This window comes from Shimia marina (assembly GCF_001458175.1).
In the GTDB taxonomy this organism is placed as follows: domain Bacteria; phylum Pseudomonadota; class Alphaproteobacteria; order Rhodobacterales; family Rhodobacteraceae; genus Shimia; species Shimia marina.
Genome location: NZ_CYPW01000032.1, coordinates 43,653 through 67,870 on the forward strand (window position 1 = coordinate 43,653; position 24,218 = coordinate 67,870).

Here is a 24,218-nt window from a genome sequence, read left to right on the forward strand (position 1 = left end):
TTATGCGGATGTGATCAAAGCGCTTGAATGGGATATTGCGGAACGTAGTGATGTCTCTGTGTTTGATTTTGCTTTCGCGGCGGCGGCGCATGAAAAGCTTGGCAATCATGAGCGTGCCAGCGAATTGATCGGTCTGATGCGCGAAAGATATCCCGACCTGCGTCCCAATTTGACGCTCTCGGGGCGATACACATTGAGGCCGAGTTTCATTGGCCCTTTTGTAGAGGCCTTTGCTGCGGCGGGTTGGGATTTTGAAGAGTAGTGAGGTCCAAGCCTAGAAATCTATGGCGAGGCCCTTTTTCTCCCAGTCGCCGTAGCGCACAGGCTCTGGCCCGTCACGTCCGCCCAGCTCTGTGGGCATTTCCATCGCTTTGGCCTTTTGGCGGCGCTCTTCTGCTTCGGCGAGGGCGCGTTTGGCGGCTTCGGGCAGGTCTGCGCGGGTTTCAGGCGTGTCGCTCATGAGAGGGTTCCTTTCAAGCTGCCCCCTTGATATACGCGCCCGTCCGCTGTTCTCAAGCCCGCAAGGAATCTCCTATGTCCAAATCCGGTTACCAAACCCGCCGCAGTGCCGTGCATCTGCTTGACAAGGTCATGGGGGACGGGCGCCTGATGTCTGATGTTATTCAGGCGGGGGCCTTGCAGAAGCTTGATCCGGCAGACCGGGCGCGTGCGCAACGGTTGGCGACAGAGACGCTGCGCTCTTTGGAGCGGGCCGATCGGCTGTTGCAGAAACATCTCAAAAAGACCCCGGCGATGACGGTGCAGAATGTGCTGCGCCTGGCGACTGTGGAGCTGTGTCAGGGCGGCGCGGCGCATGGTGTGATCAATGACGCGGTGGAGATTGTCAGCAAGGGCAAACGCACGGCGGGCATGAAGGGGCTTGTGAATGCGGTGCTGCGCAAGGTCGCGGACAAAGGGCAGGAGGACTGGGACAAGCTGCGGGTGCCACGCTTGCCAAAATGGCTGCGCAAACCCTTGGCGCAGGCTTATTGCAACGAAGTGATGCTGGAGATTGAGGCCGCGCATTTTGCCGGTGCGCCTCTGGACCTGACGGCCAAGGGTGATGCCGCCGCGCTGGCCGAAGCGGTTGGGGGCAGGCTTTTGCCAAGCGGATCGGTGCGGCTGCAGGACGCAGGGCAGGTGACGGCCCTGCCGGGGTTCACGCAGGGCCAATGGTGGGTGCAGGATGCAGCGGCCGCTTTGCCCGCAAAGGTGTTGAAGGCGCAGCCGGGTGAAAAAGTGCTGGATCTCTGTGCCGCGCCGGGGGGCAAGACCATGCAGATCGCCGCCGCTGGCGCGCATGTGACGGCGGTGGATGACAACCCGGCGCGGATGGAGCGGCTGCGGGAAAACCTAAAGCGGGTGCAGTTGCAGGCAAAGGTTGTTGTGGGTGATGTCATGGCGCAAGAGGGGCAATATGATGCGATCCTGCTGGATGCGCCCTGTTCGGCCACTGGCACGATTCGGCGCCACCCGGATCTGCCCTTTGCCAAGGATGGCAGCGAGTTTGGCGATCTGATTGGCATGCAGGAGGTGTTTCTGGATCACGCGATTGGCCTGTTGAAACCAGGCGGGCGGCTTGTGTTCTGCACCTGTTCGCTGCTGCCGGACGAGGGTGAGGTGCAGGTGGAGGAGGCCGTGGCGCGCTGGGCGGATATCACGGTGGATCGCGACGCGGTGCTGATTGATGGCGTGGATCCGGCATGGATCACCGAAGAAGGTGGCCTGCGTCTGCGGCCAGACTACTGGGCAGCGCAGGGCGGTATGGATGGCTTTTATATGGCCATGTTGCGCAAGGGGGCGTGAGCCGTCTCTTGCCGCTGGAGATTTGCGCGCGATTGAATCGGTGACTCAGCGCTAACAGCTCGCTACACTCCTGCCAAAACGCCAGAGAGCGTAGAGGCAGAGTGGATGTCCAACCCAGAAACCCTATCGGCGCGATGGACCCGTGTGATGCACCGTGTGGCGGCGCGCATGGCAACCCGCGCGCGCCCGGCGACGGGCTTTACCAGTATGCCCGAACCGCGCACCATCGGGCTGTATGCCCGCGGCAAACAGTTGGTTGCAGGCAATTTTCTTTTTGCTGGTCACCTTGTGACGGCCCCCAATGCGTCGATGTGGGACCTTGAGGCACCTGACGAGGTCTTTGCCGAGGATCTGCATGGCTTTGCCTGGCTTGATGATCTGGCGGCGGTGGGCGATGCGCCTGCGCGGGAGCGGGCGCAGGTCTGGCTGTGGCGTTGGATTGCACGCTATGGGCGCGGTGTTGGGCCGGGCTGGACACCTGACTTGGCGGGGCGGCGGCTGATCCGGTGGATCAGCCATGCGATTTTCCTGCTGCGGTCGCGGGATTCGGCCCAGTCTGAGGAATTTTACCGCTCCCTGGCGCAGCAGACGATTTTCCTCTCCAAACGTTGGCACAAGACCGCGCCGGGATTGCCCCGGTTTGAGGCGCTGACCGGGTTGATCTATGCCGGGCTGGCGCTGGAAGGGATGGGCATGCATGTGGCCCCCGCCTGTAAGGCGCTCGACAAGGAATGCGCGCGGCAGGTGGATGCGCAGGGCGGTATTCCGACGCGCAACCCCGAAGAGCTGTTGGAGGTGTTTACGCTTTTGACCTGGGCGGCGACCGCGTTGAAAGAGGCGGATATGCAGCCCTCGGAGGTGCATCTGCAGGCGATTGAGCGGATCGCGCCGACGTTGCGCACGCTGCGCCATGCGGATGGTGGGTTGGCGCGGTTTCATGGTGGCGGGCGCGGCATGGAAGGGCGTCTGGACAGTGCTCTGGCCGAAAGCGGCAACAAGACACGGCAGGCGGATGGGCTGGCGATGGGCTATGCGCGCCTGTCATCAGGGCGCACCAGTGCGGTGATTGATGCCAGCGCGCCGCCAAGCGGGGCCAGCGCGCTGAATGCCCATGCCTCCACATTGGCGTTTGAACTGACTAGCGGGCGGCGGCCTGTGGTGGTGAACTGTGGCTCTGGGGCCAGCTTTGGCGAGGACTGGCGGCGGTTTGGCCGCGCGACGCCCTCACATTCGACGGTGACCGTGGATGAACTCTCCAGCGCGCGGCTTGGTCAGGAAGGCAAGGGCTGGCGTGAGGAGCAACTGGTGGATGCCCCCAAGAATGTGCCGATCCAGATGAGCCAGGCCAGCGACGGGCTGCGCTTTGAAGGGGGGCACGATGGCTATGTGAAAACCCATGGGTTGACCCATGCGCGGACTTTGGAGCTGACCTTTGATGGGCGCGGCATGGCGGGTGAGGATTTGCTGGTGGCGATGGACGATGTCGCCAAACAGCGGTTTGACAAAGCCATGGACGATGGAGCCTTGCAGGGCATCGGGTTTGAGATCGCCTTTCACCTGCATCCGGAGGTGGACGCCAGTCTGGATATGGGCGGCGCGGCGGTGTCGATTGCGCTCAAGAGTGGGGAATTGTGGGTGTTCCGCCATGATGCCATTGCCAAAATGCGGCTGGATGCCAGTGTTTTTCTGGAAAAAGGGCGATTAAAGCCACGTGCGACGAAACAAATCGTTCTATCTGGCGTGGCAATGGAGTATGCGACCCGCATCCGGTGGTCGTTGAGCAAAGCCCATGAGACCAATGTGGCGATCAGGGACCTGAACCGGGATGAGATGGAATTAAACAGCTGAGCCCAAGGACCCCGCCCCTATGACCGATCTCCACCCCATTCGCCGCGCATTGCTCTCCGTATCCGACAAGACCGGATTGATCGAACTGGCCACTGCGCTTTCAAACCGGGGTGTTGAGCTCCTCTCAACCGGCGGTTCCGCCAAAGCCATGCGCGACGCCGGTCTGGCGGTGAAAGACGTGTCTGAGGTCACCGGGTTCCCGGAAATGATGGATGGCCGCGTAAAAACGCTGCATCCCAAGGTGCATGGTGGCTTGCTGGCGCTGCGCGACAATGACGATCACGTGGCCGCCATGGACGAACATGGCATCGGTGCCATCGACCTGCTGGTGGTGAACCTCTATCCGTTTGAGGCCACCGTGGCCGCAGGCGGTGACTATGAGACCTGCATTGAAAACATCGACATTGGCGGCCCGGCGATGATCCGCGCGGCGTCCAAGAACCATGGCTTTGTGAATGTGGTTGTAGACGTTGAAGACTATGATGCGCTGCTGGCGGAGCTGGATGCAAATGATGGGCAGACCACATTTGCGTTCCGTCAGAAGCTGGCACAGACCGCCTATGCGCGCACCGCGGCCTATGACGCGGCTGTGTCGAACTGGATGGCCAAAGCGCTGGAAGAGAAGGCACCGCGCCGCCGGGCCTTTGCCGGAGAAATCAAACAGACCCTGCGCTATGGTGAAAACAGCCATCAGGAAGCGACCTTCTATACTGACGGCAGCGGACGTGCGGGTGTGGCGACGGCCACCCAGCTTCAGGGCAAAGAGCTGAGCTACAACAACATCAATGACACGGATGCGGCGTTTGAGCTTGTGGCGGAGTTTGACCCGGCGGTGAGCCCGGCTGTGGCGATCATCAAACACGCCAATCCTTGCGGTGTGGCCGTGGGCGCAACTTTGGTCGAAGCCTATCAGAAAGCCTTTGATTGTGACCGCACCTCTGCCTTTGGGGGCATTGTGGCCCTGAACCAGCCGCTGGATGCAGAGACCGCCACTAAGATTGTTGAGATCTTCACCGAGGTGGTGATTGCGCCGGGTGCGTCGGAAGAGGCAAAAGAGATCTTTGCGGCCAAGAAGAACCTGCGCCTCCTGCTGACCGATGGTCTGCCTAATGTGCGCGAACCGATCACCGCCTATAAGCAGGTCGCCGGTGGCGTGTTGGTGCAGGACAAAGACGTCGGCTACGTCAGCAAAGAGGATCTGAAGGTGGTGACCAAAGTGGCTCCTTCAGACGCGCAGCTCGACGATCTGCTGTTTGCGTGGAAAGTGGCCAAACATGTGAAATCTAACGCCATCGTCTATGTCAAAGGCGGCGCAACCGTTGGGGTGGGCGCCGGACAGATGAGCCGTCTGGACAGCGCCAACGTGGCCGCAGCCAAGGCACAGCGTATGGCGGATGAGCTGGGCATGAGCGAGAGCCCGGCCAAGGGCTCTGCTGTGGCCTCTGATGCCTTCTTCCCTTTCGCCGATGGTCTTCTGGAGGCGGCGGCAGCAGGTGGCACCTGTGTGATTCAGCCGGGTGGCTCCATGCGTGACGAAGAAGTGATCAAGGCGGCAGATGAGGCCGGTCTGGCGATGGTCTTCACCGGAATGCGCCATTTCCGGCACTAATTTTGTCCTAAGATCCCGCCGCGTGGCACGCTTTACGCGGCGGGACATGTCCAGTTTTGGATTTCTCGCAACCCCCTTGTTGACGATACCTTGCTTGCCGTAGCATAGAGGCAACAGTAGGGCGCAAGATTCTGTGATCAACACGGAGCCGCGCCAAGAGGCAGACAGGCAGAAAGGGGGACGCGGTTGTTGCGTCTTGTGTTTTGGGCAGGCTTTTGGGCCTTTATCACCGATCAGGCGAGCAAATTCCTTGTGCTCAACGCGCTCAATCTGCGCGAGGTGATGCATATAGATGTCTTTCCGCCCTTGCTGCAGTTTCACATGGCGTGGAACCGGGGCATTAACTTTGGTCTGTTTTCTGACAGCCCGGAGGCGGCCAAATGGGTGCTTATCGCGCTGGCGATTCTCATTTGTGGGTTTGTGCTTTATTGGGTGCGCAAAGATCCGCCGGGCAAATGGGGCATGATCAGCGCAGGTCTGCTGATTGGCGGCGCGCTGGGCAATGTTGTGGACCGCCTGTTGTTCGGGGCGGTGGTTGATTTTCTCAATATGTCCTGCTGTGGCATCAACAATCCTTATGCGTTCAACGTGGCGGATATCTGGATTTTTGCCGGGGCGATTGGTCTTGTCATCTTTGGCGGTGGCGACAAAAGAGAAGCGTGACCTTATCCGTTTGATCGGGTAAAGCTGTGCTCAATATACTGGAGAGGTGAGCATGGGCGTGATGCGTCTGAAGTGTCTGGGACTGTTGATGGTGGTGGCTGTGGCCGGATGCACCAGCGGCGATACCCTGCGTTCCAACAAATCGTTGACCCCCGGGCCGGATGAATTTTCGATCCTGCCAGGCAAAGAGCTTACCCAGCCTGCGGATTTTGCGGCGCTGCCGCCGCCCACGCCGGGTGGGGTGAACCGCACCGATCAGGATCCTTTGAGTGATGCGGTGGCCGTGCTTGGTGGCTCTGCTGCGGCGCGCAGTGCTTTGAACAGCTCGGTGCCCAGCAGCGACAGCTCTTTGGTGAGCTATGCATCGCGTATGGGGCGGGATCCAAACATTCGTCAGGTCGTGCTTCAGGAAGATGAAGAGTTTCGTGCAAAGCGTGGCCGATTCACCAGCATCCGCATCTCCAAGAAGGGTCTGTATGAAGAGGTCTATAAACCTCAAGCGCTGGACTATCGCGAAGAATGGTGGCGCTGGAAGCGGGCTGGGGTGCAAACCCCTGCGGCCCCTGTGCAGTGACACGGGGCGCGCGGTCTCACTTTCTCGTTTGATCTCTTGCAGCGCCCCTTCGGGGGCGTATTTATTTGATATGACAATTTGCCGATACGCACTGAAACTGCGGGCTCCGGGGCCTCAGGGATGTGTTGGCGCTTAAGGGTTGGGAGACACAAGCATGTTGCGACGGATCGTCTTGGCGGTGATTGCAGGCGCGGGCCTTGCGATGCCGGCGGTGGCTGAGGACATCGTTACGGATTTCACCTTGAACAATGGCATGCAGGTTGTGGTGGTCGAGGATCACCGCGCGCCTGTTGTGATGCATATGGTGTGGTATCGCGCCGGATCGGCGGATGAGAAACCCGGCGTCTCCGGGGTGGCGCATTTTCTGGAGCATCTGCTGTTCAAAGGCACGGACACGCTGGCGCCGGGCGAGTTTTCGGCCACTGTGGCGGCCAATGGTGGGCGGGATAATGCTTTCACCAGCTATGACATGACGGCCTATCATCAGCGCGTGGCGGCAGACCGGCTGGAGCTGATGATGCGGATGGAGAGCGACCGCATGGTCAACATCCGGCTTGGCGAAGAGGAGATCCTGACGGAGCGCGATGTCATCATCGAAGAGCGCAATCAGCGGGTGGAGAACAATCCCGGTGCGTTGTTTCGCGAGCAGCTAAATGCGGCGCAGTATCTGAACCACCGTTACGGCGTGCCGATCATTGGCTGGCGTCATGAGATGGAGGCGCTGGATCTGGAAGATGCGCTTGAGTTCTACGGCACCTTTTATGCGCCCAACAATGCGATCCTGATTGTGGCGGGGGATGTACAGCCTGACGAGGTCAAGGCGCTGGCGGAGCAGTATTATGGCGTAATCCCGGCCAACCCGGATCTGCCGGAGCGGGCGCGCCCAAGTGAGCCGCCCCAGACCAGCGCGCGGCGGATGGTGTTTTATGATGCCCGTGTGGCGCAGCCCTATGTGACGCGCAGCTATCTGGCCCCGGAGCGCAACCCAGGTGATCAGAAACAAGCGGCGGCGCTGACCTTGTTGGCGGAGCTTCTGGGGGGCGGACAGACTTCTGTGCTGAGCCAGAAGCTTCAGTTTGAAACCCAACAGTCGATCTATGCGACCTCTTGGTATCGGGGGACGTCGCTGGATGCGACCACCTTCAATCTGCTGACCGTGCCCGCACCTGGCATCACGTTGCAGGAGGCAGAGGATGCGATGGATGGCGTTGTGGCTGCCTTCATGGAGGAGGGCGTGGATGAGGCCCATCTGGGCCGCATCAAGATGCAACTGCGGGCCAGCGAAATCTATGAGCGTGACAGTGTGGAAAGCGTGGCCAACCGCTATGGGCGCGGGCTGACGGCGGGGCTGACCATTGCCGACATTCAGGCCTGGCCCGAGGTGTTACAGGCGGTCACCCCGGAGGAGATCATGGCGGCGGCTGAGATGATTTTTGACAAGGACAAATCGGTGACTGGTTGGCTCAAGATCGCAGAAGAGGAGGTCTCCCAATGATCCGCGCGTGGATGGCCCTAGGGGCGATGATTGTGGCGATGTGCGTGGCAGCACCGGCCTGGGCAGAAATTGACATCAAGGAAGTGACCTCGCCGGGCGGCATCAAAGCCTGGCTGGTGGAAGAGCCGTCGATCCCTTTTGTGGCGCTAGAACTCCGGTTTAAAGGCGGCACCTCGCTGGATGCAGAGGGTAAGCGCGGGGCGACCAACCTGATGGTGGGACTGCTTGAAGAAGGCACCGGCGATCTGGATGCGCAGGGTTTTGCCAAGGCCTCAGAAGCGCTGGCGGCACAGTTCGGCTATGACAGCCACGCCGATGCCGTGTCGATTTCGGCCCGTGTGCTGAGCGAGAACCGCGACGCCGCGCTTGATCTGTTGCGCCAGTCGCTGGTGGCACCAAGCTTTCCGCAGGATGCCTTGGACCGCGTGCGTCAGCAGGTGCTCTCGGGCATCCGCTCTGATCTCAAGGACCCGGAACGCATTGCCAGCACCCGGTTGGCGGAGCTGATCTATGGCGACCATCCTTATGGCTCAAATGGGGAGGGCACAGTAGAGAGTGTCACCCATCTGACGCGGGACGATATGATCGCCGCCCATCAAGGGGCTCTGGCCAAGGATCGGCTGTTTGTGGGCGTGGTGGGCGACATCACGGCACAGGAGCTTGGCCCGTTGCTGGATCAGTTGCTGGGGGATCTGCCTGAGACGGGCGCGCCGATGCCCGCGCCTGCGCAGCTGGAGATCGCGGGGGGCGTGGATGTGGTGGATTTCAACACACCTCAATCCGTGGCGGTCTGGGCGCAGGAGGGCATGGATCGCGATGATCCTGATTTCTTTGCGGCCTATGTGCTCAACACCATTCTGGGTGGGGGCGGTTTTGAGAGCCGTCTGATGACCGAGGTGCGCGAAAAGCGCGGGCTGACCTATGGGGTCTACAGCTATCTGGTGCTGCGGGATCTGGCCAATGTCTATCTGGGCAGCGTGTCCTCTGCCAATGATCGTGTGGCGCAGGCCCTTGAGGTGGTGCAGGCAGAATGGGCGCGCATGGCCGCTGAAGGTGCCACAGAAGAAGAGGTTGAGAAAGCCAAGGCGCTGCTGACCGGTGCCTATCCTCTGCGCTTTGACGGCAATGGGGCGATCGCCAATATCATGGTCTCCATGCAGATGGACGGCATGCCGATTGATTACATCGCCACGCGCAATGACAGGGTTGATGCGGTGACCACCGAAGATGTGGCGCGGGTGGCGCGTCAGTTTCTGGACAGCGACGGGCTGTTGTTTGTTGTGGTTGGGCAGCCAGAAGGTCTCTGACGCAGAGTTTGATGCGAAAACCGCCGCTGTGGGGAGGCCCATGGCGGCGTTTTTTATTCGGGCATGTTTATTCGGGCGTGACCGAGACGCGCGGTGTGTCCAGGTCGCTTTGGCCGTAAGCGGTCAGCAGGTCGCTGAGCGGCAAGGGGCGTGCGAAGAGAAAGCCTTGTAGGAAGTCACAGCCCGAGTGACGCAGGAAGGCGCGCTGGGCGTCGGTCTCGACGCCTTCTACAACCACAGACATGGAGAGCACCTGACCGATGTTGATCATCGTGGTCAGCAGGCCTTTGGTGTTGTCCGTGAAATTGTGCCCGACCAGAAAGCTCTTGTCGATTTTGAGCGAGTGGAACTCAAACAAGTGCAGGTAGCTCAGGCTGGAATAGCCGGTGCCAAAATCATCCAGCGCAAAGCGCACACCGAGATTGTTCAGGGTTTGTTGGACTGTCTGAGTGTCTTCGATACGGTCCAGAATTTGCGACTCCGTGATTTCCACAGTGAGCTTTTCGGCGGGTAACCCATGCGCGGCGAGGGCGTTTTCCACATCTTGTGCAAATTCCGGATGCAGGAGCTGAGAGGAGTTCACATTGATGGAGACACCAAACGCCATGGGCCATTCGGCGGCATCCTTGATGGCCTTCTGCACCACCCATTTGCCAATTTCTGGCATGAGCCCGGAGGCCTCCGCCAATGGCAGGAAGCGATCAGGCGGCACCAGTCCGCGTGTCGGGTGGTTCCAGCGCAGCAGAGCCTCCACCCCTGTCGGCGTGGCATCTGGGTTGCGCAGGATTGGCTGGTAGTAGAGTTCCAGTTGCCCGTCCTGTGCGGCGGTCTGAAGATCCGAGCGCAATTCCCGGTTTTCGATCAGCCCGTCATCCATGGCAGGATCAAAGACGGCAAAATCGCGCTGTGCGGTGGTTTTGCAATGGCGCAACGCCACATCGGCGGCATGCATCAGTTCCTTGGCGCTTTGTCCGTGATCGGGGAAATGTGCCACGCCTGCGCGGCACTGAGGCGCGATGGGCTTGCCGCCAATGGTCAGGGGTTGATTGAGGCTGCTGAGCAGGTCACGGGTGGCGGTTTCAATTTCAGTCGCATCTTCATAGCCAGTGACGAGGATTACAAATTCATCTCCGCCCACACGTCCGGCAATGCGATTGGTGGCAAAGCGGGTGTTAATGCGACTTGAGAGAACCTTGATCACCTCATCGCCTGCCGCATGGCCCCAGGTGTCGTTGATGTGCTTGAAGCGATCGATGTCGCAATAAATCAACGCTGCGGCCCCAGAAGGCGGATTGTCGAGTGTGTCGGCTACGCGCTCGTAGAAATGCTTGCGTTCGGCAAAGCCTGTGAGGCTGTCATGTTGGGCGTCATACAGGGATTTCTGGACAAGAGCTTTGAGTTTGTTCTGTGCGCGGGCGTTGCGCAGGATGGCAATAGTGGCCAGCGCAACGATCAGCCCGACAAACAGTAGCAACACGGGCGCGGAGGTCAGCAGGATGATCATGCTGCGGCTCATGGGGGGCCATGTCATATAGCCTTTGACGCTGCCATCTGCTCCGAGAATTGGGAATTCTGCCCAGCGATCGCCGGGCGTGGGAGAGAATTCCAGATGAGCGAGGGACAGGTTTTGCAAAATGCGGTCCAGATGCGGACGATCCAGAAGGTGAATGGTCACCAGCACATAGGGCATGTTTTCGGAAATTGGGATACCGCCCGGATCTGGCACAATGGCGAAGCTGCCGACAAGGGCCACCTGATCCTTGATGGTGAGTGCCTGAATGTCTGAAAGCTGATCAAGTTTGCCGGAGAAATTCCCGCTCCCCTGAGGCATGAGAGCGCGGAGTTCCTGAAAGTTTGTGCGAATCTCTGCGACAGCGGCCTGAAACATTGGGTTGGTGAACACAGGGGCAACATCGCTGACTTCGGCTGTTGTGTGCTCAAAGGTGACCTGATCGTCTGGGGACAGCAGGAAGGCGCCGGAATGCGGAAACTCCTCAGCCATGTCATCCGCAAAGCGGTTTTTCACCCATGGGCCGGAGAAGTCATATTCGATGTTGATATAGGCCGCGTTGGAGGCAGCGTAGCGCTCCATTTCATTGAGGAGGGCGTATTTGTGGCTTTCAAAAACGCGCTGCACGGAGGTAATTTCGCGTCTGCTGGCACGTTCTTCTGCATCCCATATCAGTGTGAACACCACGCCAAAGGCCACGATGAGGGCGGCGAAACAAAACAGAACGATGAGCTCAACGGAGCGGGATTGGCTCAGCCAGCTGAGACGCTCGCGCACGATCACTTACCTCCGGTCTTGCGCCATGTGGGACACGGTTGACGCATGGTTGTTGATGCGCGATGTGAAACTTGCCCGCATTGCGCATTTCTACCTTTGGCCCCCAGCCTCTCGAATGTGCGGGAAAAAACCTTCGGGATCAACGGCTAAGTCAACTGGCCTTAAGATTTGCTCAACACTGCGACATTTTATGAACGCTGCTTGTATCGTCGGTGCGAGGCGCATTGCCCCCGCGCGCTGTCCGAGCGCACAGGGGAGGGTCATTCCGTCTGAAGGCGCGGGCCTATTTGGGAGAGCTTATTGGAATATTGAGCCGGTGTGATCGCGCCACTCGTGGCGTTCGGGGGCGGAGGCCGATTTGTTGCGCACGATGTAAGGCGCAATCTCATCCATCGGGATTTGCTGGATGTTTTTGCCTGCGGCGCTCCAGTTGTCGTAGTGATCTGCCAGTTCCGCTCGATATGTTGCAAAGACCTCGGCATAGTCCGGGAATTGCTTTTGCAATGTACCAAGTACGGGATCCAAGCCAGCTTGCGGCAGTTTGTGGAGATTGATCAGAGAGATCAGAGTGCCGATGCCTGTCACGAGCCCGACATCGTTGGTGGCCTTGCGTTCGATTAGGCTGGTGCAGAGATCCAGCACGGCTTTGATGAAGGCGTTCTGGGGATGTTTGACATAGATGACGCCATTGAGGACCAGATCGAAATTCATGGATCCCATCAGGCTCAACACAGGGTGCGAGGCGACGTTGCCGGGCACATCGTTGAAGTTCATGAGGAAGCCGTCTTTTTCGGGATCCAAGCCGGTCAAAAATTCATCCAGAGGGTGATGATTTTCCCATGTGATATCAACATAAAGCCCACCCAGAACATAGAGGGCGCAATAGCGGAAATAATCTGAGGCCATGGCCGGCAGGGCGCAGGCGGCAAAGGCTTTTTGTTCGCGTGGGCCAAAGTGCTCTGCGATGAAAGCTGCGGCGCTTTGGCGATCAAACAGGTGCCTGCTGCCTTCGGCGCAGGCTGTAGTCCAAGTGTCCTGACAGGCTTGCAGATCATCTGGCAGGGTGCCTTGGTGCCAATATTGAATCAGGGTGAGGTCGTTCATTAGAGCTCTCAATAAACTAAAAAATTGATGCTCTTTCCTGTCGGTATCTCGGGGGCTCTGTCAATGCTGTAGGCGGGCATCCGAAGGGAGCATCGTAGAGTTTTGCCCGATCTGCTGGATCTGCAAACACCAAAGATGCGCAGGCTCTCAAGCCGTAAAACTGTCTTAGTGGAGTGATTTGGTGGAGCCTAGGAGGATCGAACTCCTGACCTCTACAATGCCATTGTAGCGCTCTCCCAGCTGAGCTAAGGCCCCAAACCAGTGTGACGTTTCCGTCTGTGTGCGCCTGATTAGGCGCTTCCCGGGGCGGGTTCAAGCGAAAAATTCCGCCCCTGAGAAGTTTTTTGAAGATTTTTCGGACGATCAGTTGTCGTCGTCTTCAGACGCCACATCCGCGATTTCATCCAGCGAAACGTTGTCGTCTTCGTCGTCATCCAGAACATCATCATCGAGGTCCAGATCTACGGAGTCATCATCTTCCAGCACGTCATCCGCGTCATCCACGTTGGCGGATTTTGCTTTGAGTGTTGCGGCGTCCGCTGCATCAGCAGCAATCATACGGCTTTTGCCGGCTTCTACTTCAACGACGTCGCCTGTGTATGGGCTGATGACAGGGTTCTTGTTCAGGTCATAAAAACGTTTGCCTGTGGTTGGGCACACACGTTTGACGCCCCATTCTTCCTTGGGCATGGGTAATCCCCTTCAATCGGTTGAGTCGGTCTCGACGGTTTGCGCGACGTGCCATATCAAGGGCCGCGTGTCAAAGGGTATCACACCAAACGCGGCGAAGGAGGGCCTATGGCGCAACATATCATCCCCGGAGCGCCGCCCATCACGGTGGTTTTGCGCCCGTCCTCACGGGCGCGCCGCATCAGCCTGCGGGTGTCGCGGCTGGATGGCAAGGTGACCCTGACCGTGCCGCGCGGTGTCAGCGCGGCGCAGGCGCTCGGATTTGCCGAAGAGAAACAGGACTGGTTGCGCCAGCAACTGGCGAAACAGCCTGCGCAGGTCCCCATTGCGCTTGGTGCTCAGGTGCCGGTGGCCGGACGGGAGCGGGTGATTGTGGCCGGCACGGGGCGCAGTGTTGTCTTGGGGCAGGAAACGCTGGCTGTGCCGGGCAAGCCGGAGCAGGTGGCGCGACGGGTGCAGACTTATTTGAAAGACCTTGCCCGGCACCGATTGTCAGAGGCGGTGGATCACTATGCCATGCGTCTTGGCAAAGCGCCGAGCCGGATGACGCTGCGCGATACGCGCTCACGCTGGGGCTCGTGCTCTTCGGCGGGGGCGTTGATGTTTTCCTGGCGTCTGGTGATGGCCGCGCCGGACGTGTTGGATTATGTGGCGGCCCATGAGGTGGCGCATCTGCAGGAGATGAACCACTCTCAGGCGTTTTGGGATGTGGTGATGCGGCTGCATGGGCCCTATGAGGGGCCGCGCCGCTGGCTGCGCACGGATGGGCAGGTGCTGCACCGATACCGGTTTGAGGATAGGGGTTGAGTCTGCGAGGGGTTGTGCCCGCTGCGGACAGGGCAGAGCGGGCCATCTGAAGCCTGTGACAGGCTGCGGTTGACGCACGCCTTTTTTGTGATCACAAGAGGTCTATGATTACCCATGCGCGCCCTGCCTCCTCTGATCCATCCACATCGGCCCATGACCGGGTCTATCGCGCGCTCAGGGCGCGGATCATGTATGGCGAATTGGCCCCTGCCGAGGCGCTGACGCTGCGGGGCATTGGCAAGGAATATGAGGTCTCCATGACCCCGGCACGGGAGGCGGTGCGCCGTCTGGTGGCCGAAGGGGCGCTGACCCTGTCCAGTTCCGGGCGGGTGGCCACGCCGGAGCTCTCGAGTGAGCGGCTGGAGGAGCTGGCAGCGCTGCGGGCGTTGATTGAGGTGGAGCTGGCCAGCCGGGCGTTGCCGCGGGCGCATATGGCGCTGATCGACCGTTTGGTGAGCATCAACGGCACGGTGGCTGACGCGGTGCGTAAAGGCGATTCTGTTGGCTATATTCGCGCCAATCTGGAGTTCCACCGCACACTTTATTTGCGTGCGCAGGCGCCGGCGATGCTGGCCATGGCAGAAACCGTCTGGCTGCAGCTGGGACCCACCATGCGGGCGCTCTACGGGCGGCTGCGGCGCACAGAGCCGCCGCATTATCATCGGCTGATCATTGCCGCGCTGAAGGCCGGGGATGAGCCGGGGCTGCGTTTGGCCGTGCGGTCAGATGTGACGCAGGGATTGCGGCTTCTGGCGCGCTAGGTCCGGATCAGAAACGCGGATCAGGCGCGGTTTGGCCAGACCAGATGATTGTCATCAATGATGAAGTCATGAGCGTGATTATGCGCGCCGTGGGCTTTCAGATGCGGGTGGTCTGCTGGCAGATCGGGGTGCGTGTGCGGCAGATCTGCGGGGCTGCGCTGCCAGAGCGCAAATCCCAGCGCCGCACTGCCAAGGCCGATCACGCTCAGCACGATCAATGACAGCGCCTGAGATCCGGCGGTGGCGGTCCAGCCAGCCAGAGGATAGGCCAGCAGCCAGCAGGCGTGGCTGAGCGCAAAATGCGCGGTAAAGACAGCGGCGCGATCTTCAGAGTGGGCGGAGCGTTTGAGCAGGCGTCCCGAGGGGGTCATGACGGCGGAAAACAGCAACCCTGCGCAGGCCCAGATCGCAAGGAAGCCCGCCCAAGTAAGGGGCCCCTGCGTCCAGATCACGAGACCATGGGCCAGTTGTACAAGGGCCAGCAGGGCCGCGCTCAGCCCCATGAGGCTGCGGTCAGAGATGTGGTGGAGCAGCCGTGGCAGGGTGAAGGCCGCGATCATGCTGCCCACCCCAAAGGCGCCCATGGCAACCGCAAGACCACTTTCCGCCATGCCATAGCTGTCGCGCACCACAACCACGGTGTTCACAAGCACATAGGCGGTGGTGGCCGCTGCGGCCATGTTGAAGGCCAAGAGGCCACGCAGACGGGGCGTTGAGAGGTAGATCCAGCTGCCGCGCGTCAACCGGGCCACAAAGGGGCGCTCGGTGGTGGGCGCGCGGCTGGGCAACCGGGTGCGTAGGATCAGCAGTGCAGAGAGGGCAAACCCCAGCGCGGTGCCTACAAACAGACCGCTGAAGCTCATCACCAGCAAAAGCAGACCTGCAAAGGCGGGGGAGAGAATGTTTTCCAGATCCGAGGCCAGTCGCGACAGGGACAGCGCCTGCGTATAGGCGTCCTCATCGGGCAGGATGTCGGGAATGGTGGCCTGAAAGGTCGGCGTAAAGACGCCGGAGGCCACCTGCAGCAGAAAGATCAGCGCGTAGACCTGCCCGACACTATCCACAAAAGGCAGGCAGAGCGCCACGCCGATGCGAATCACATCCGCGCCGATCAGGACAGCACGGCGCGGCAGTTTAACCACCAGCGCGCCCATCACCGGCGAGAGGCCAACATAGGCCACCATCTTGATGGTATAGGCGATGCCGAGCACCGCGCCGGCATTGGCCCCGGCCAGATCAAACGCCAGCAGGCCCAGCGCAATGGTCAGGAGGCCGCTGCCTGCCAGCGCCACCAGTTGTGCGGCAAACAGGCGCGAGAAAATCGGGTGTTTTAGCAGTGTCCACATAGGCTCAGGCTACGTCTTCAGCAGGGTAAAGCAAGCGCTCTCTTGTCGGTTCGCCTGCGCCAGAGAGGGCGCGCAGAGGCTCAAGGCGCAGCCTTGAGCCGGGCCCAACCAAAATCCCGCCTCATGGGAGGCGCGGGTTTTGGGCGGGAGTGCCGCGTGGCTGGGCTCAGGCTTGGGTCAGGCGGCGAGGCCTTTGGCGCCGATGTTGAGGAATTTCTTGCGCCGGTTTGACACCAGATCAGCGGCGGACATCTCTTCCAACTCGCCGAGCATTTCGCCAATGGCGTCGGCCACATTCTGCATGGTGGCGGCGCGGTCGCGGTGTGCGCCGCCCTTGGGTTCAGAAATCACCCGATCGGCCACGCCAAGCTGATGCAGATCCTGTGCGGTCACCCGCAGGGCTTCTGCGGCTTCGCGCATCTTGGTGCTGTCTTTCCACAGGATCGAGGCACAGCCTTCCGGGCTGATCACCGAATAGACCGAGTGTTCCAGCATGGCGACGCGGTTGGCGGTGGCAAAGGCCACGGCACCGCCAGATCCGCCTTCGCCGATGATCACAGACACCAGAGGCACGCCGATCTGCAGGCACATTTCCGTGGAGCGCGCGATGGCCTCAGACTGGCCGCGCTCTTCGGCACCTTTGCCCGGATAGGCCCCAGCAGTGTCCACCAGTGTCACAACAGGCAGGCCAAAGCGCCCGGCCATTTCCATCAGGCGCACTGCCTTGCGGTAGCCTTCCGGACGTGCCATGCCAAAGTTATGGGCAATGCGGGATTTGGTGTCATTGCCCTTTTCCTGACCGATCACCATGACCGGCTTGCCGTTGAAGCGCGCCAGACCACCCATCACCGCCAGATCGTCGGCAAAATTGCGGTCGCCCGCCAGCGGGGTGTAATCGGTGAACAGGGTGTCGATATAATCGCGGCAATGCGGGCGCTGTGGATGGCGCGCCACCTGACATTTGCGCCAGGGTGTCAGATCTTTGTACAGCTCTTCGAGCAGCTCTGCGGCCTTACGGTCCAAAGCCGCCGCTTCGTCCGTGACATCCATCTCTTCGTTCTGCCGCGCCATGGCACGCAGCTCTTCGGCTTTGCCTTCGATTTCGGCGAGCGGCTTTTCGAAGTCGAGATAGTTGGTCATTGGGCACTCCACGCGCTTGTCTCACTTCAGAGCTATATGACGCTGACCAAGGGTAATTGCAACGGGGCATGGCATTGGTCAGGATCGCAACTCAGCAAGATTTGTCCTGTGGGGCTGTGACAGTCAGGGGGCAGAGATCAAAGAGGATGCCATGCAGAATTATGAGGCGCGCATGTTGCGGGTGTTGACCTATATCCACGACCATCCGGCCGAGGATCTGTCGCTGGATCGGCTTGCGGAGGTGGCGGCCATGTCACGGTTTCACTGGCACCGGGTGTTTCGGGCCATGACCGGGGAGACCTGCGCGCAGGCCGTGCGGCGTGTGCGCCTGCATCGGGCTGCAAGTCTGTTGTTGCGCGAAGATGTCCCTGTGGCAGAGGTGGCGCAGCGGGTGGGTTATGACCAGCTGCGCAGCTTCAACCGGGCCTTTGCCGCCCAATATGGGCAGACACCGCAGGCCTTTCGGAGCCAACCCAACTGTACGCCATCAGATGCCGTGCATGCGCTTTATCTCGCCCCTGAGACAAAAACCGGAGAGAAATTTATGTATGATATCACTGTGCGCAGCGCGCCTGAGCAGATCGTGATCGGCTTGCCGCATCAAGGCAGCTATCATGAAATTGGCGCGGCCTTTGAGCGATTTTTCACCCTATGTCAGAGCCGCAACCTCTGGCCCCGGCTGGGGCTGCCGATTGGGCTCTATTTCGACAATCCCGCGGAAGTGGCAGAGGCGGAGTTGCGCAGTATGGCGGGCGCGGAACTGCTTGGGGGAGAGGTGCCCATAGAGATGCAGCGCAAAGTGCTGCCTGCTGGGCGGATGGCTGTTTTGACCTACCAAGGGCCTTATGCTGGCCTGTCGGGGGCCTATGACGTGCTTTATGGGCAATGGTTGCCGCAATCTGGCGAATTGCCCGCCGATGCCCCCTGTTTTGAAAGGTATCTCAATAATCCACGCGAGGTGGCGGAAGCGGATCTGTTGACAGAAATCTGCCTGCCGCTTTTGACGCGCGTGGAAGCGGCGGATGTGGCGACACCCGTGGATGCTGCCAGCTAGAGAACGCGGAGCAGGGTGTGCAGCGGCGGATCAGGCCGCTGCATGATCAGAGCTTATGCGGGCATCAGCAAGACATCAGGCAGGCATCAGGAAGGCATCAGGAAGACCGGGATCAGGGAGGCGAGCAGCAACCCGGCCATGGTCCAGTTGAAAATCATCAACCGCTGAGGGCGGTTGAGCAGGCGGCGGATGCCGGTGCCCAGCACTGTCCAGGCGGCGGCGGAAAAGCAGCCGATCAGCAGATAGGTGCCAGCCACCATCAGGATGGCGTCAAGGTCGCGGGAGGTGGCATAAAGCGTGATGGCGCCCAGCCCCATGGTCCAGGCTTTGGGGTTGACCCATTGAAAGGCGGAGGCCTGAAGATAGGTCAGCGGGCGGCTCTCGGTATCCGCATCCTTTGGCGGTGCGGCATGGGCGATTTTCCAGGCCAGCCAGAACATATAAACCACAGCGATCACACGCAGCACGGTGTGGCTGTGCGGCCAGGCGTCAAACAGTTGCATGACCCCCAGGCCGACCAATGTCAGCATGGCCGGAAAGCCTGTGGCCACGCCCAGAAGATGGGGCAGCGAGCGGCGCAGACCGAAATTGGCCCCGGAGGCCATGAGCATGAGATTGTTGGGACCCGGCGAAAACAGGGTGGCAAAAGCGAAGAAGGCGAGGGCGAGGAAGATATCAGTAGTCATTGCGCAATCCTGAGCGAAAAAATGCGCCATGGAATTGCGTTTAGTGTGTTATTGCATATAAGTTCGCAACTTATGTCGAGTATTGATCGTATAGATGACGAAATATTGCGTGTTCTGAGTCGTGATGGGCGGATCAGCAATCTGGCGCTGGCGGAACGGGTGGGGCTGTCGCCTTCGGCCTGTCTGCGCCGAGTCGCGGCACTGGAAAAAGCCGGTATCATTTCCGGCTATCGTGCGGTGCTGGATGCGGCGGCTTTGGGCAAAGGGTTTGTGGCCTATATCACGGTGGGGCTGAACTCCCACACCAAGGCGGCGCAGCTCGCGTTTGAGCGTGCCATGGCGGCGGCGCCAGAAGTGCGCGAATGCCACAATATCACCGGGCAGGTGGAGTATCTTCTGCGTGTCGAAGTGGCTGATATCGGGTCATATAAACGGTTTCACACCGATGTTCTGGGCACGGTGGAGAAGGTGAACGCCATCACCTCTTATGTTGTGTTGGGCTCCCCCAAAGACGAGCGCGCCTGAGGTCTTTTGGACGGATGTGACCCAGCCTGATGGGGCACATGTGCGCGGCGTCACCCGCTGATTTCGACGGAAAACCTGATGGGCGGGCTTTGGGATCCGCTGGATGGCGATATTGACCCGGCCCAGCTCTGTCAGGCGCTGGCGCGGCGCGCGCGGCAGGCCGGGGCAGAGGTGCATCGGCACACGCCGGTGACGGCGCTGCGACAATTGAAAGATGACACCTGGGAGGTGGAGACGCCCAAAGGCACCATTCATGCAGATGTTGTGGTCAATGCCTGTGGCTATCGGGTGAATGAAGTGGGGGCCATGATGGGGGTGCATCACCCGGTGGCTTCGATGGAACATCAATATTTCCTGACCGAGGAGATCCCGGCGATTCGCGATCTGGCGCACCGGGTGCCGCTGTTGCGCTGTCCGATCAGTGATTATTACTCCCGGCAGGAAAAGAATGGTCTGCTGGTTGGGTTTTATGAGCAGGACTGCAAGACCTGGGGCATGGATGGGATTGATCCCAAATTTGTCAACGCGCTGTGCCCGGATGATCTGGATCGGGTGAGTGATGTGCTGGAGGGCGCGTTTGCGCGCATGCCTGCGCTGATGGAGGTGGGCATTCATACGGTGGTGAATGGGCCGATCACCTATACCATTGATGGCGCGCCGCTGGTGGGGCCGATCCCCGGCAAGCGCAACGCCTATTGCATCATTGGCCTGCGTGCGGGGCTGGGCGAGGGGGGCGGTCATGGCTGGCTTCTGGCGCAGCAGATTGTGCATGGAGAGGCCTGCTATGACACCTGGGTGATTGATCCGCGCCGCTTCACCGGACATGCCAATGTGGAACTCACCGCGCTGAAAGCCATTGAAGACTATCAGAACGAGTTTCGGTTTCACTTCCCGCATGAACACCGCCCTGCCGGGCGGCCGATGAAGACAACGCCTCTCACGCCTGTTCTGGCGGCAGAAGGCGCAGAGTTTACCGTGGTCAACGGCTGGGAGCGGGTGGACTACATCAAGCCGACGCCGGATTTCACCGAGACGCTGGGGTTTCGCTTCAATGAGGTGCAGGCGGTTGTGGCCGAGGAGGTCCATGCGGTGCAGACCGGCGTTGGCTTAACCGAGGTCAGCGGGTTCAACCGCTTCGAGATCACCGGCGAGGATGCGCAGGGTTTTCTGGATCGGATGTTCTGCGGGGCTGTGGCGCGCCGGGAGGGGCGCGTTGGGCTGGGCTATCTGCTCAACCATCAGGGCATGCTGAAAGGAGAGGCGACGGTTGCGCATCTTCCGGCGGGGGCCACGGGGGCGGCGCGGATCTGGTATGGTTCGGCGGCGGCCTCTGAGTATCACGACATGGACTGGCTGGCGGCGCATGTGAGGCCGGAGGAGGATGTTGAGATCCGCTCGCTGACCAATGACTGGACGATTCTTGTTTTGGCGGGGCCGAAGGCACGGGCGGTTCTTGCGGAGGTGGCACGCGGGGATTGGTCGGCGGCGGCTTTCCCTTGGCTGTCGGCGCGCGAGGCCTTTGTGGGGATTGCGCCCGCCATTGTGATGGCGGTGAGTTTCTCAGGTGAACTGGCCTATGAAATCCATGTGCCCAATGCGCAGCTTTATGCGGCCTATCTGGCACTGCGACAGGCGGGGGAGGCGCATGGGCTGCGGCTGTTTGGGGCGCGTGCGGTGGATGCGATGCGGCTTGAAAAAGGCTTTTTGCACTGGAAAGCGGAGATCCTGACGGAGTTTGACCCGTTTGAGACGGGGTTGGAGCGGTTTGTGCGGATGGAGAAGCCGGAGTTTGTTGGCAAAGCCGCGCTTCTCGCCCGTCAGGCGGAGGGGCCGCGCAAACGTCTGGTGACTCTGGTGGTGGACTGCGCAGATCGCTGGGCGCAGCCGGGATCCAGTGTGATGCTGGGGGAGCGGGTTGTGGGCACGGTCACCTCAGGGGACTGGGGGCATCGCATTGGGCGCAATCTGGCGATGGCTTTTGTGGACCCGGAGCTGGCCGCAACCGGCCGTGCGCTGGAGATTGACATGCTGGGGACAAAATACCCCGCCGAGGTGATCCCGGCGGGGCCATATGATCCAGAATTTACGCGGGTGCGATCCTGAGGATGCGCCTCTGAGGCGTGGCGCTTAAAGGGCAGCGTCTCTCCCGTGGGAGTGGGTGCTGCCCCAATGCGGCTCTGCGGGCTTAACTTGAGGCACGCCAAGCCCGAAACGCTTTAGGAGCCTGCGATCAGCTCTGCCTGAGCCACGATCACTTCGGCCTGTTTGATTGAGGCGATATCCACAAGGCGACCTTTGTAGACGGTGGCACCTTCGCCATTGGCTTTGGCTGTTTCCATCGCGGCAAGGATTTCGCGGGCTTCGTTCACAGCCTCTTCAGAGGGGGTGAAGACTTCATTGGCCAGGGCAATCTGCTTGGGGTGGATCGCCCATTTGCCGACCATGCCCAAAGTGGCGGAGCGTTTGGCCTGTGCGATGTAGCCCTCATCATCGGAGAAATCGCCAAAGGGGCCATCCACCGGCAATACGCCATGGGTGCGGCAGGCGGCGACAATGGCGGCCTGCGCCCAGTGCCATGGATCGGACCAGTGTTTCTGGCCTGCGTGCAGCATGTAGTAGTTTTCCTGCGTGCCGCCGATGCCGGTGGTCTGCATGCCCATGGAGGCGGCGAAGTCTGCGGCACCGAGGCTCATGGCGACCATGCGCGGGGAGGCGGCGGCGATTTCTTCCACATGGGCGATACCCGCGGCCGATTCGATGATGACTTCAAAGTTGATGCGTTTGCTGCGGCCTTTGGCGGCCTCAATGGCGGTGACCAGCGCATCCACGGCGTAGATGTCACCGGCGCAGCCCACTTTCGGGATCATGATCTGATCGAGGCGCTCCCCGGCTTGTTCCAGCAGATCCACCACGTCGCGGTACCAATAGGGGGTGTCCAGACCATTGATGCGCACGGATAGGGTTTTGTTGCCCCAGTCGATTGTGTTGATCGCCTCAATCGCATTGGCGCGGGCCATGTCCTTGTCAGAGGGGGCCACGGAATCTTCGAGGTCGATGTTGATCACATCCGCAGCAGAGGCCGCCATTTTGGCAAAGAGTTTGGTGTTGGAGGCCGGGCCAAACAGCTGGCAGCGGTTGGGGCGGGCAGGGGCGGCGGGTTGGATACGGAAGCTCATATCGGTCTCTCGGTAAGGAAATTACGTTTTGCTTGCCTGTTGTGGTATGAAGTTGCGCGACCGAGCGCAAGGATATTTTGCACCTGCGGCAACAGAACGCTGCGGCGCGGCAGGTTGGTGTGGGGCAGGCGCAGATTTGCGCAACTTTACGAAGCGTTGAGGGAGAATATTTCGTCAAATGGCAAAAATGGTGAAGAAACTGTGTGAATGAGCTGATTTTGTGGTGGGTTCACAAAGAAATTTCATCAATGGTCGGAGAATATAGCTCAACAAGACTTACGCGAGACATTGGGAAGGACGCGCGATGATCGAGACACCGTATCTTCTGTTTTTGGGCGATGCGCCCGATCAACTGGCAGCCAAAGTGGCTCAGGGCATCAAGGACTGGCGTCCGGAGAATGCCGTTGGGCAATTCCGTATGGAAGGCTGCAAGGCGGACATGGGCCTCACGGATATGACGCTGGTTGAAGCCCGCGAAGCTGGCGCGAAGACGCTGGTGATCGGCGTGGCAAACCGCGGCGGTGTGATTTCTCCAGAATGGAAAAAAGTGCTGGTGATGGCGCTGGAAGAAGGCTTTGATCTGGCTTCCGGGCTGCACAATCTGCTGTGTGATGAGCCGGATCTGGTCGCGGTTGCGCAAGCCACCGGCCGCAAGCTGCATGATGTGCGGGTGCCAGAAGTGGAATACCCTATTGCCAATGGCAAAAAACGCACAGGCAAGCGCTGTCTGGCGGTGGGCACGGATTGTTCCGTGGGCAAAATGTACACCGCGCTCTGCATGGATGCGGAAATGCGCAAGCGGGGTATGAAATCCACCTTCCGCGCCACCGGGCAGACCGGCATTCTGGTCACCGGGGATGGCGTGCCGCTGGATGCGGTGATTGCAGATTTCATGGCGGGTTCCGTTGAGTGGCTGACACCAGACAATGACGCAGATCATTGGGATCACATTGAGGGGCAGGGCAGCCTGTTCCATGTGTCTTATTCTGGTGTGACCATGGCGCTGATCCATGGCGGGCAGCCGGATGCGCTTATTCTGGCGCATGAGCCGACCCGCGATCACATGCGGGGTTTGCCGGAGTATCAGCAGCCAAGCCTGGAAGCGCTGCGGGATATGGCGCTGCCGCTGGCACAGGTGGCCAACCCGGCCTGTCAGGTTGTTGGCGTTTCTGTGAACACCCAGCACATGGCAGAGGATGAGGCGAAAGCCTATCTGGCGAAAATCGAAGCCGACATGGGTCTGCCTGCTACTGATCCGTTCCGCTTTGGCGCGGGCAAGCTGGTGGATGCGCTGGCCGCGCTGTAAGCTGCGCGATAAGCAAGCTGTGAGACAAGAGGCT

At 60.2% G+C, this 24,218-nt stretch carries 21 protein-coding genes, 1 tRNA gene and 1 pseudogene; 14 read left to right on the forward strand and 9 right to left on the reverse strand.

The annotated features are described in order from the left end of the window. The first annotated feature begins 10 nt into the window (after positions 1-10). Complete coding sequence (locus SHM7688_RS16430) at positions 11-262, forward strand: hypothetical protein (RefSeq protein ID WP_058241039.1); 252 nt, start codon at positions 11-13, stop codon at positions 260-262. A gap of 12 nt (positions 263-274) precedes the next feature. Here SHM7688_RS16430 and SHM7688_RS16435 read toward each other — a convergent pair whose 3' ends face one another. Beyond that, positions 275-460, reverse strand: coding sequence for a DUF1674 domain-containing protein (locus SHM7688_RS16435; RefSeq protein ID WP_058241040.1), 186 nt, complete (start codon positions 458-460; stop codon positions 275-277). Positions 461-534: 74 nt separating this feature from the next. On the opposite strand from SHM7688_RS16435, the gene SHM7688_RS16440 reads away from it, so the two are divergent. From SHM7688_RS16440 to SHM7688_RS16470, 7 genes are all read left to right on the forward strand, one after another. Next, a complete protein-coding gene (locus tag SHM7688_RS16440; protein ID WP_058241041.1) occupies positions 535-1,806 on the forward strand; it encodes an RsmB/NOP family class I SAM-dependent RNA methyltransferase in 1,272 nt (423 codons plus the stop codon). Between the two features lie 105 nt (positions 1,807-1,911). Beyond that, positions 1,912-3,654 carry a heparinase II/III family protein gene (locus tag SHM7688_RS16445; RefSeq protein WP_058241042.1) on the forward strand — a complete coding sequence of 581 codons (1,743 nt, stop codon included), beginning with the start codon at positions 1,912-1,914 and terminating at the stop codon, positions 3,652-3,654. 19 nt (positions 3,655-3,673) lie between these two features. Next, positions 3,674-5,263 (forward strand): bifunctional phosphoribosylaminoimidazolecarboxamide formyltransferase/IMP cyclohydrolase, encoded by a 1,590-nt coding sequence (gene purH, locus SHM7688_RS16450; RefSeq protein ID WP_058241043.1) that lies wholly within the window; start codon positions 3,674-3,676, stop codon positions 5,261-5,263. 189 nt (positions 5,264-5,452) lie between these two features. Next, positions 5,453-5,926: a signal peptidase II gene (gene lspA / locus SHM7688_RS16455; RefSeq protein WP_058241194.1), complete on the forward strand. Its 474-nt coding sequence runs from the start codon at positions 5,453-5,455 to the stop codon at positions 5,924-5,926. Positions 5,927-5,978: 52 nt separating this feature from the next. Further along, positions 5,979-6,500, forward strand: coding sequence for a DUF3035 domain-containing protein (locus SHM7688_RS16460; RefSeq protein ID WP_058241044.1), 522 nt, complete (start codon positions 5,979-5,981; stop codon positions 6,498-6,500). Between the two features lie 154 nt (positions 6,501-6,654). Next, complete coding sequence (locus SHM7688_RS16465) at positions 6,655-7,995, forward strand: M16 family metallopeptidase (protein WP_058241045.1); 1,341 nt, start codon at positions 6,655-6,657, stop codon at positions 7,993-7,995. After that, on the forward strand, positions 7,992-9,302 hold the full coding sequence (locus tag SHM7688_RS16470; RefSeq protein WP_223229238.1) for a M16 family metallopeptidase: 1,311 nt from the start codon (positions 7,992-7,994) through the stop codon (positions 9,300-9,302). The genes SHM7688_RS16465 and SHM7688_RS16470 overlap by 4 nt, the downstream gene beginning before the upstream one ends. A 67-nt stretch (positions 9,303-9,369) precedes the next feature. Here the strand turns inward: SHM7688_RS16470 and SHM7688_RS16475 are convergent, their stop codons facing one another. The 4 genes from SHM7688_RS16475 to SHM7688_RS16490 form a co-directional block, all read right to left on the reverse strand. Continuing rightward, positions 9,370-11,589 (reverse strand): putative bifunctional diguanylate cyclase/phosphodiesterase, encoded by a 2,220-nt coding sequence (locus SHM7688_RS16475; protein WP_144432618.1) that lies wholly within the window; start codon positions 11,587-11,589, stop codon positions 9,370-9,372. 297 nt (positions 11,590-11,886) lie between these two features. Beyond that, a complete protein-coding gene (locus SHM7688_RS16480; protein ID WP_058241047.1) occupies positions 11,887-12,693 on the reverse strand; it encodes a glycosyltransferase family 32 protein in 807 nt (268 codons plus the stop codon). A 179-nt stretch (positions 12,694-12,872) separates the two neighbouring features. Beyond that, positions 12,873-12,948 (reverse strand) — tRNA-Ala (locus SHM7688_RS16485). Between the two features lie 108 nt (positions 12,949-13,056). Beyond that, positions 13,057-13,383 carry a TIGR02300 family protein gene (locus tag SHM7688_RS16490; RefSeq protein ID WP_058241048.1) on the reverse strand — a complete coding sequence of 109 codons (327 nt, stop codon included), beginning with the start codon at positions 13,381-13,383 and terminating at the stop codon, positions 13,057-13,059. A 108-nt stretch (positions 13,384-13,491) separates the two neighbouring features. Here SHM7688_RS16490 and SHM7688_RS16495 point away from each other — a divergent pair, with 108 nt between their 5' ends. After that, positions 13,492-14,190 (forward strand): M48 family metallopeptidase, encoded by a 699-nt coding sequence (locus tag SHM7688_RS16495; RefSeq protein WP_058241049.1) that lies wholly within the window; start codon positions 13,492-13,494, stop codon positions 14,188-14,190. Between the two features lie 104 nt (positions 14,191-14,294). Further along, a complete protein-coding gene (locus SHM7688_RS16500; protein ID WP_058241050.1) occupies positions 14,295-14,951 on the forward strand; it encodes a GntR family transcriptional regulator in 657 nt (218 codons plus the stop codon). Positions 14,952-14,971: 20 nt separating this feature from the next. Here SHM7688_RS16500 and SHM7688_RS16505 read toward each other — a convergent pair whose 3' ends face one another. After that, positions 14,972-16,297 carry an MFS transporter gene (locus tag SHM7688_RS16505; protein ID WP_058241051.1) on the reverse strand — a complete coding sequence of 442 codons (1,326 nt, stop codon included), beginning with the start codon at positions 16,295-16,297 and terminating at the stop codon, positions 14,972-14,974. 177 nt (positions 16,298-16,474) lie between these two features. Further along, entirely contained in the window at positions 16,475-17,437 is a 963-nt protein-coding gene (locus tag SHM7688_RS16510) for an acetyl-CoA carboxylase carboxyltransferase subunit alpha (RefSeq protein WP_058241052.1), read from the reverse strand. Positions 17,438-17,588: 151 nt separating this feature from the next. On the opposite strand from SHM7688_RS16510, the gene SHM7688_RS16515 reads away from it, so the two are divergent. After that, positions 17,589-18,491 (forward strand): AraC family transcriptional regulator, encoded by a 903-nt coding sequence (locus SHM7688_RS16515; protein ID WP_058241053.1) that lies wholly within the window; start codon positions 17,589-17,591, stop codon positions 18,489-18,491. A gap of 86 nt (positions 18,492-18,577) precedes the next feature. Here the strand turns inward: SHM7688_RS16515 and SHM7688_RS16520 are convergent, their stop codons facing one another. Next, positions 18,578-19,177, reverse strand: coding sequence for a LysE family translocator (locus tag SHM7688_RS16520; RefSeq protein ID WP_058241054.1), 600 nt, complete (start codon positions 19,175-19,177; stop codon positions 18,578-18,580). A gap of 72 nt (positions 19,178-19,249) precedes the next feature. Here SHM7688_RS16520 and SHM7688_RS16525 point away from each other — a divergent pair, with 72 nt between their 5' ends. Next, positions 19,250-19,702 carry an Lrp/AsnC family transcriptional regulator gene (locus tag SHM7688_RS16525; protein ID WP_058241055.1) on the forward strand — a complete coding sequence of 151 codons (453 nt, stop codon included), beginning with the start codon at positions 19,250-19,252 and terminating at the stop codon, positions 19,700-19,702. Between the two features lie 39 nt (positions 19,703-19,741). After that, positions 19,742-21,805: pseudogene (locus tag SHM7688_RS16530) on the forward strand (GcvT family protein); the annotation flags it as partial. 113 nt (positions 21,806-21,918) lie between these two features. On the opposite strand, the gene SHM7688_RS16535 reads toward SHM7688_RS16530, so the two are convergent. Continuing rightward, positions 21,919-22,878: an L-malyl-CoA/beta-methylmalyl-CoA lyase gene (locus SHM7688_RS16535; RefSeq protein ID WP_058241056.1), complete on the reverse strand. Its 960-nt coding sequence runs from the start codon at positions 22,876-22,878 to the stop codon at positions 21,919-21,921. Between the two features lie 304 nt (positions 22,879-23,182). Between SHM7688_RS16535 and dgcN the strand changes: the two genes are divergently transcribed. After that, positions 23,183-24,184 carry an N-acetyltransferase DgcN gene (gene dgcN / locus SHM7688_RS16540; RefSeq protein WP_058241057.1) on the forward strand — a complete coding sequence of 334 codons (1,002 nt, stop codon included), beginning with the start codon at positions 23,183-23,185 and terminating at the stop codon, positions 24,182-24,184. Positions 24,185-24,218: the final 34 nt, after the last annotated feature.

Excerpts from the sequence above, each read along its gene's own strand:
- SHM7688_RS16515 (WP_058241053.1), top strand. The coding sequence starts at position 17,589 with ATGCAGAATTATGAGGCGCGCATGTTGCGGGTGTTGACCTATATCCAC.
- SHM7688_RS16465 (WP_058241045.1), top strand. The coding sequence starts at position 6,655 with ATGTTGCGACGGATCGTCTTGGCGGTGATTGCAGGCGCGGGCCTTGCG.
- SHM7688_RS16490 (WP_058241048.1), bottom strand. The coding sequence starts at position 13,383 with ATGCCCAAGGAAGAATGGGGCGTCAAACGTGTGTGCCCAACCACAGGC.
- SHM7688_RS16480 (WP_058241047.1), bottom strand. The coding sequence starts at position 12,693 with ATGAACGACCTCACCCTGATTCAATATTGGCACCAAGGCACCCTGCCA.
- SHM7688_RS16535 (WP_058241056.1), bottom strand. The coding sequence starts at position 22,878 with ATGAGCTTCCGTATCCAACCCGCCGCCCCTGCCCGCCCCAACCGCTGC.
- SHM7688_RS16445 (WP_058241042.1), top strand. The coding sequence starts at position 1,912 with ATGTCCAACCCAGAAACCCTATCGGCGCGATGGACCCGTGTGATGCAC.
- SHM7688_RS16495 (WP_058241049.1), top strand. The coding sequence starts at position 13,492 with ATGGCGCAACATATCATCCCCGGAGCGCCGCCCATCACGGTGGTTTTG.
- SHM7688_RS16520 (WP_058241054.1), bottom strand. The coding sequence starts at position 19,177 with ATGACTACTGATATCTTCCTCGCCCTCGCCTTCTTCGCTTTTGCCACC.
- SHM7688_RS16510 (WP_058241052.1), bottom strand. The coding sequence starts at position 17,437 with ATGACCAACTATCTCGACTTCGAAAAGCCGCTCGCCGAAATCGAAGGC.
- SHM7688_RS16500 (WP_058241050.1), top strand. The coding sequence starts at position 14,295 with ATGATTACCCATGCGCGCCCTGCCTCCTCTGATCCATCCACATCGGCC.
- SHM7688_RS16505 (WP_058241051.1), bottom strand. The coding sequence starts at position 16,297 with ATGTGGACACTGCTAAAACACCCGATTTTCTCGCGCCTGTTTGCCGCA.
- purH (WP_058241043.1), top strand. The coding sequence starts at position 3,674 with ATGACCGATCTCCACCCCATTCGCCGCGCATTGCTCTCCGTATCCGAC.
- dgcN (WP_058241057.1), top strand. The coding sequence starts at position 23,183 with ATGATCGAGACACCGTATCTTCTGTTTTTGGGCGATGCGCCCGATCAA.
- SHM7688_RS16460 (WP_058241044.1), top strand. The coding sequence starts at position 5,979 with ATGGGCGTGATGCGTCTGAAGTGTCTGGGACTGTTGATGGTGGTGGCT.
- SHM7688_RS16470 (WP_223229238.1), top strand. The coding sequence starts at position 7,992 with ATGATCCGCGCGTGGATGGCCCTAGGGGCGATGATTGTGGCGATGTGC.
- SHM7688_RS16435 (WP_058241040.1), bottom strand. The coding sequence starts at position 460 with ATGAGCGACACGCCTGAAACCCGCGCAGACCTGCCCGAAGCCGCCAAA.
- SHM7688_RS16525 (WP_058241055.1), top strand. The coding sequence starts at position 19,250 with ATGTCGAGTATTGATCGTATAGATGACGAAATATTGCGTGTTCTGAGT.
- SHM7688_RS16440 (WP_058241041.1), top strand. The coding sequence starts at position 535 with ATGTCCAAATCCGGTTACCAAACCCGCCGCAGTGCCGTGCATCTGCTT.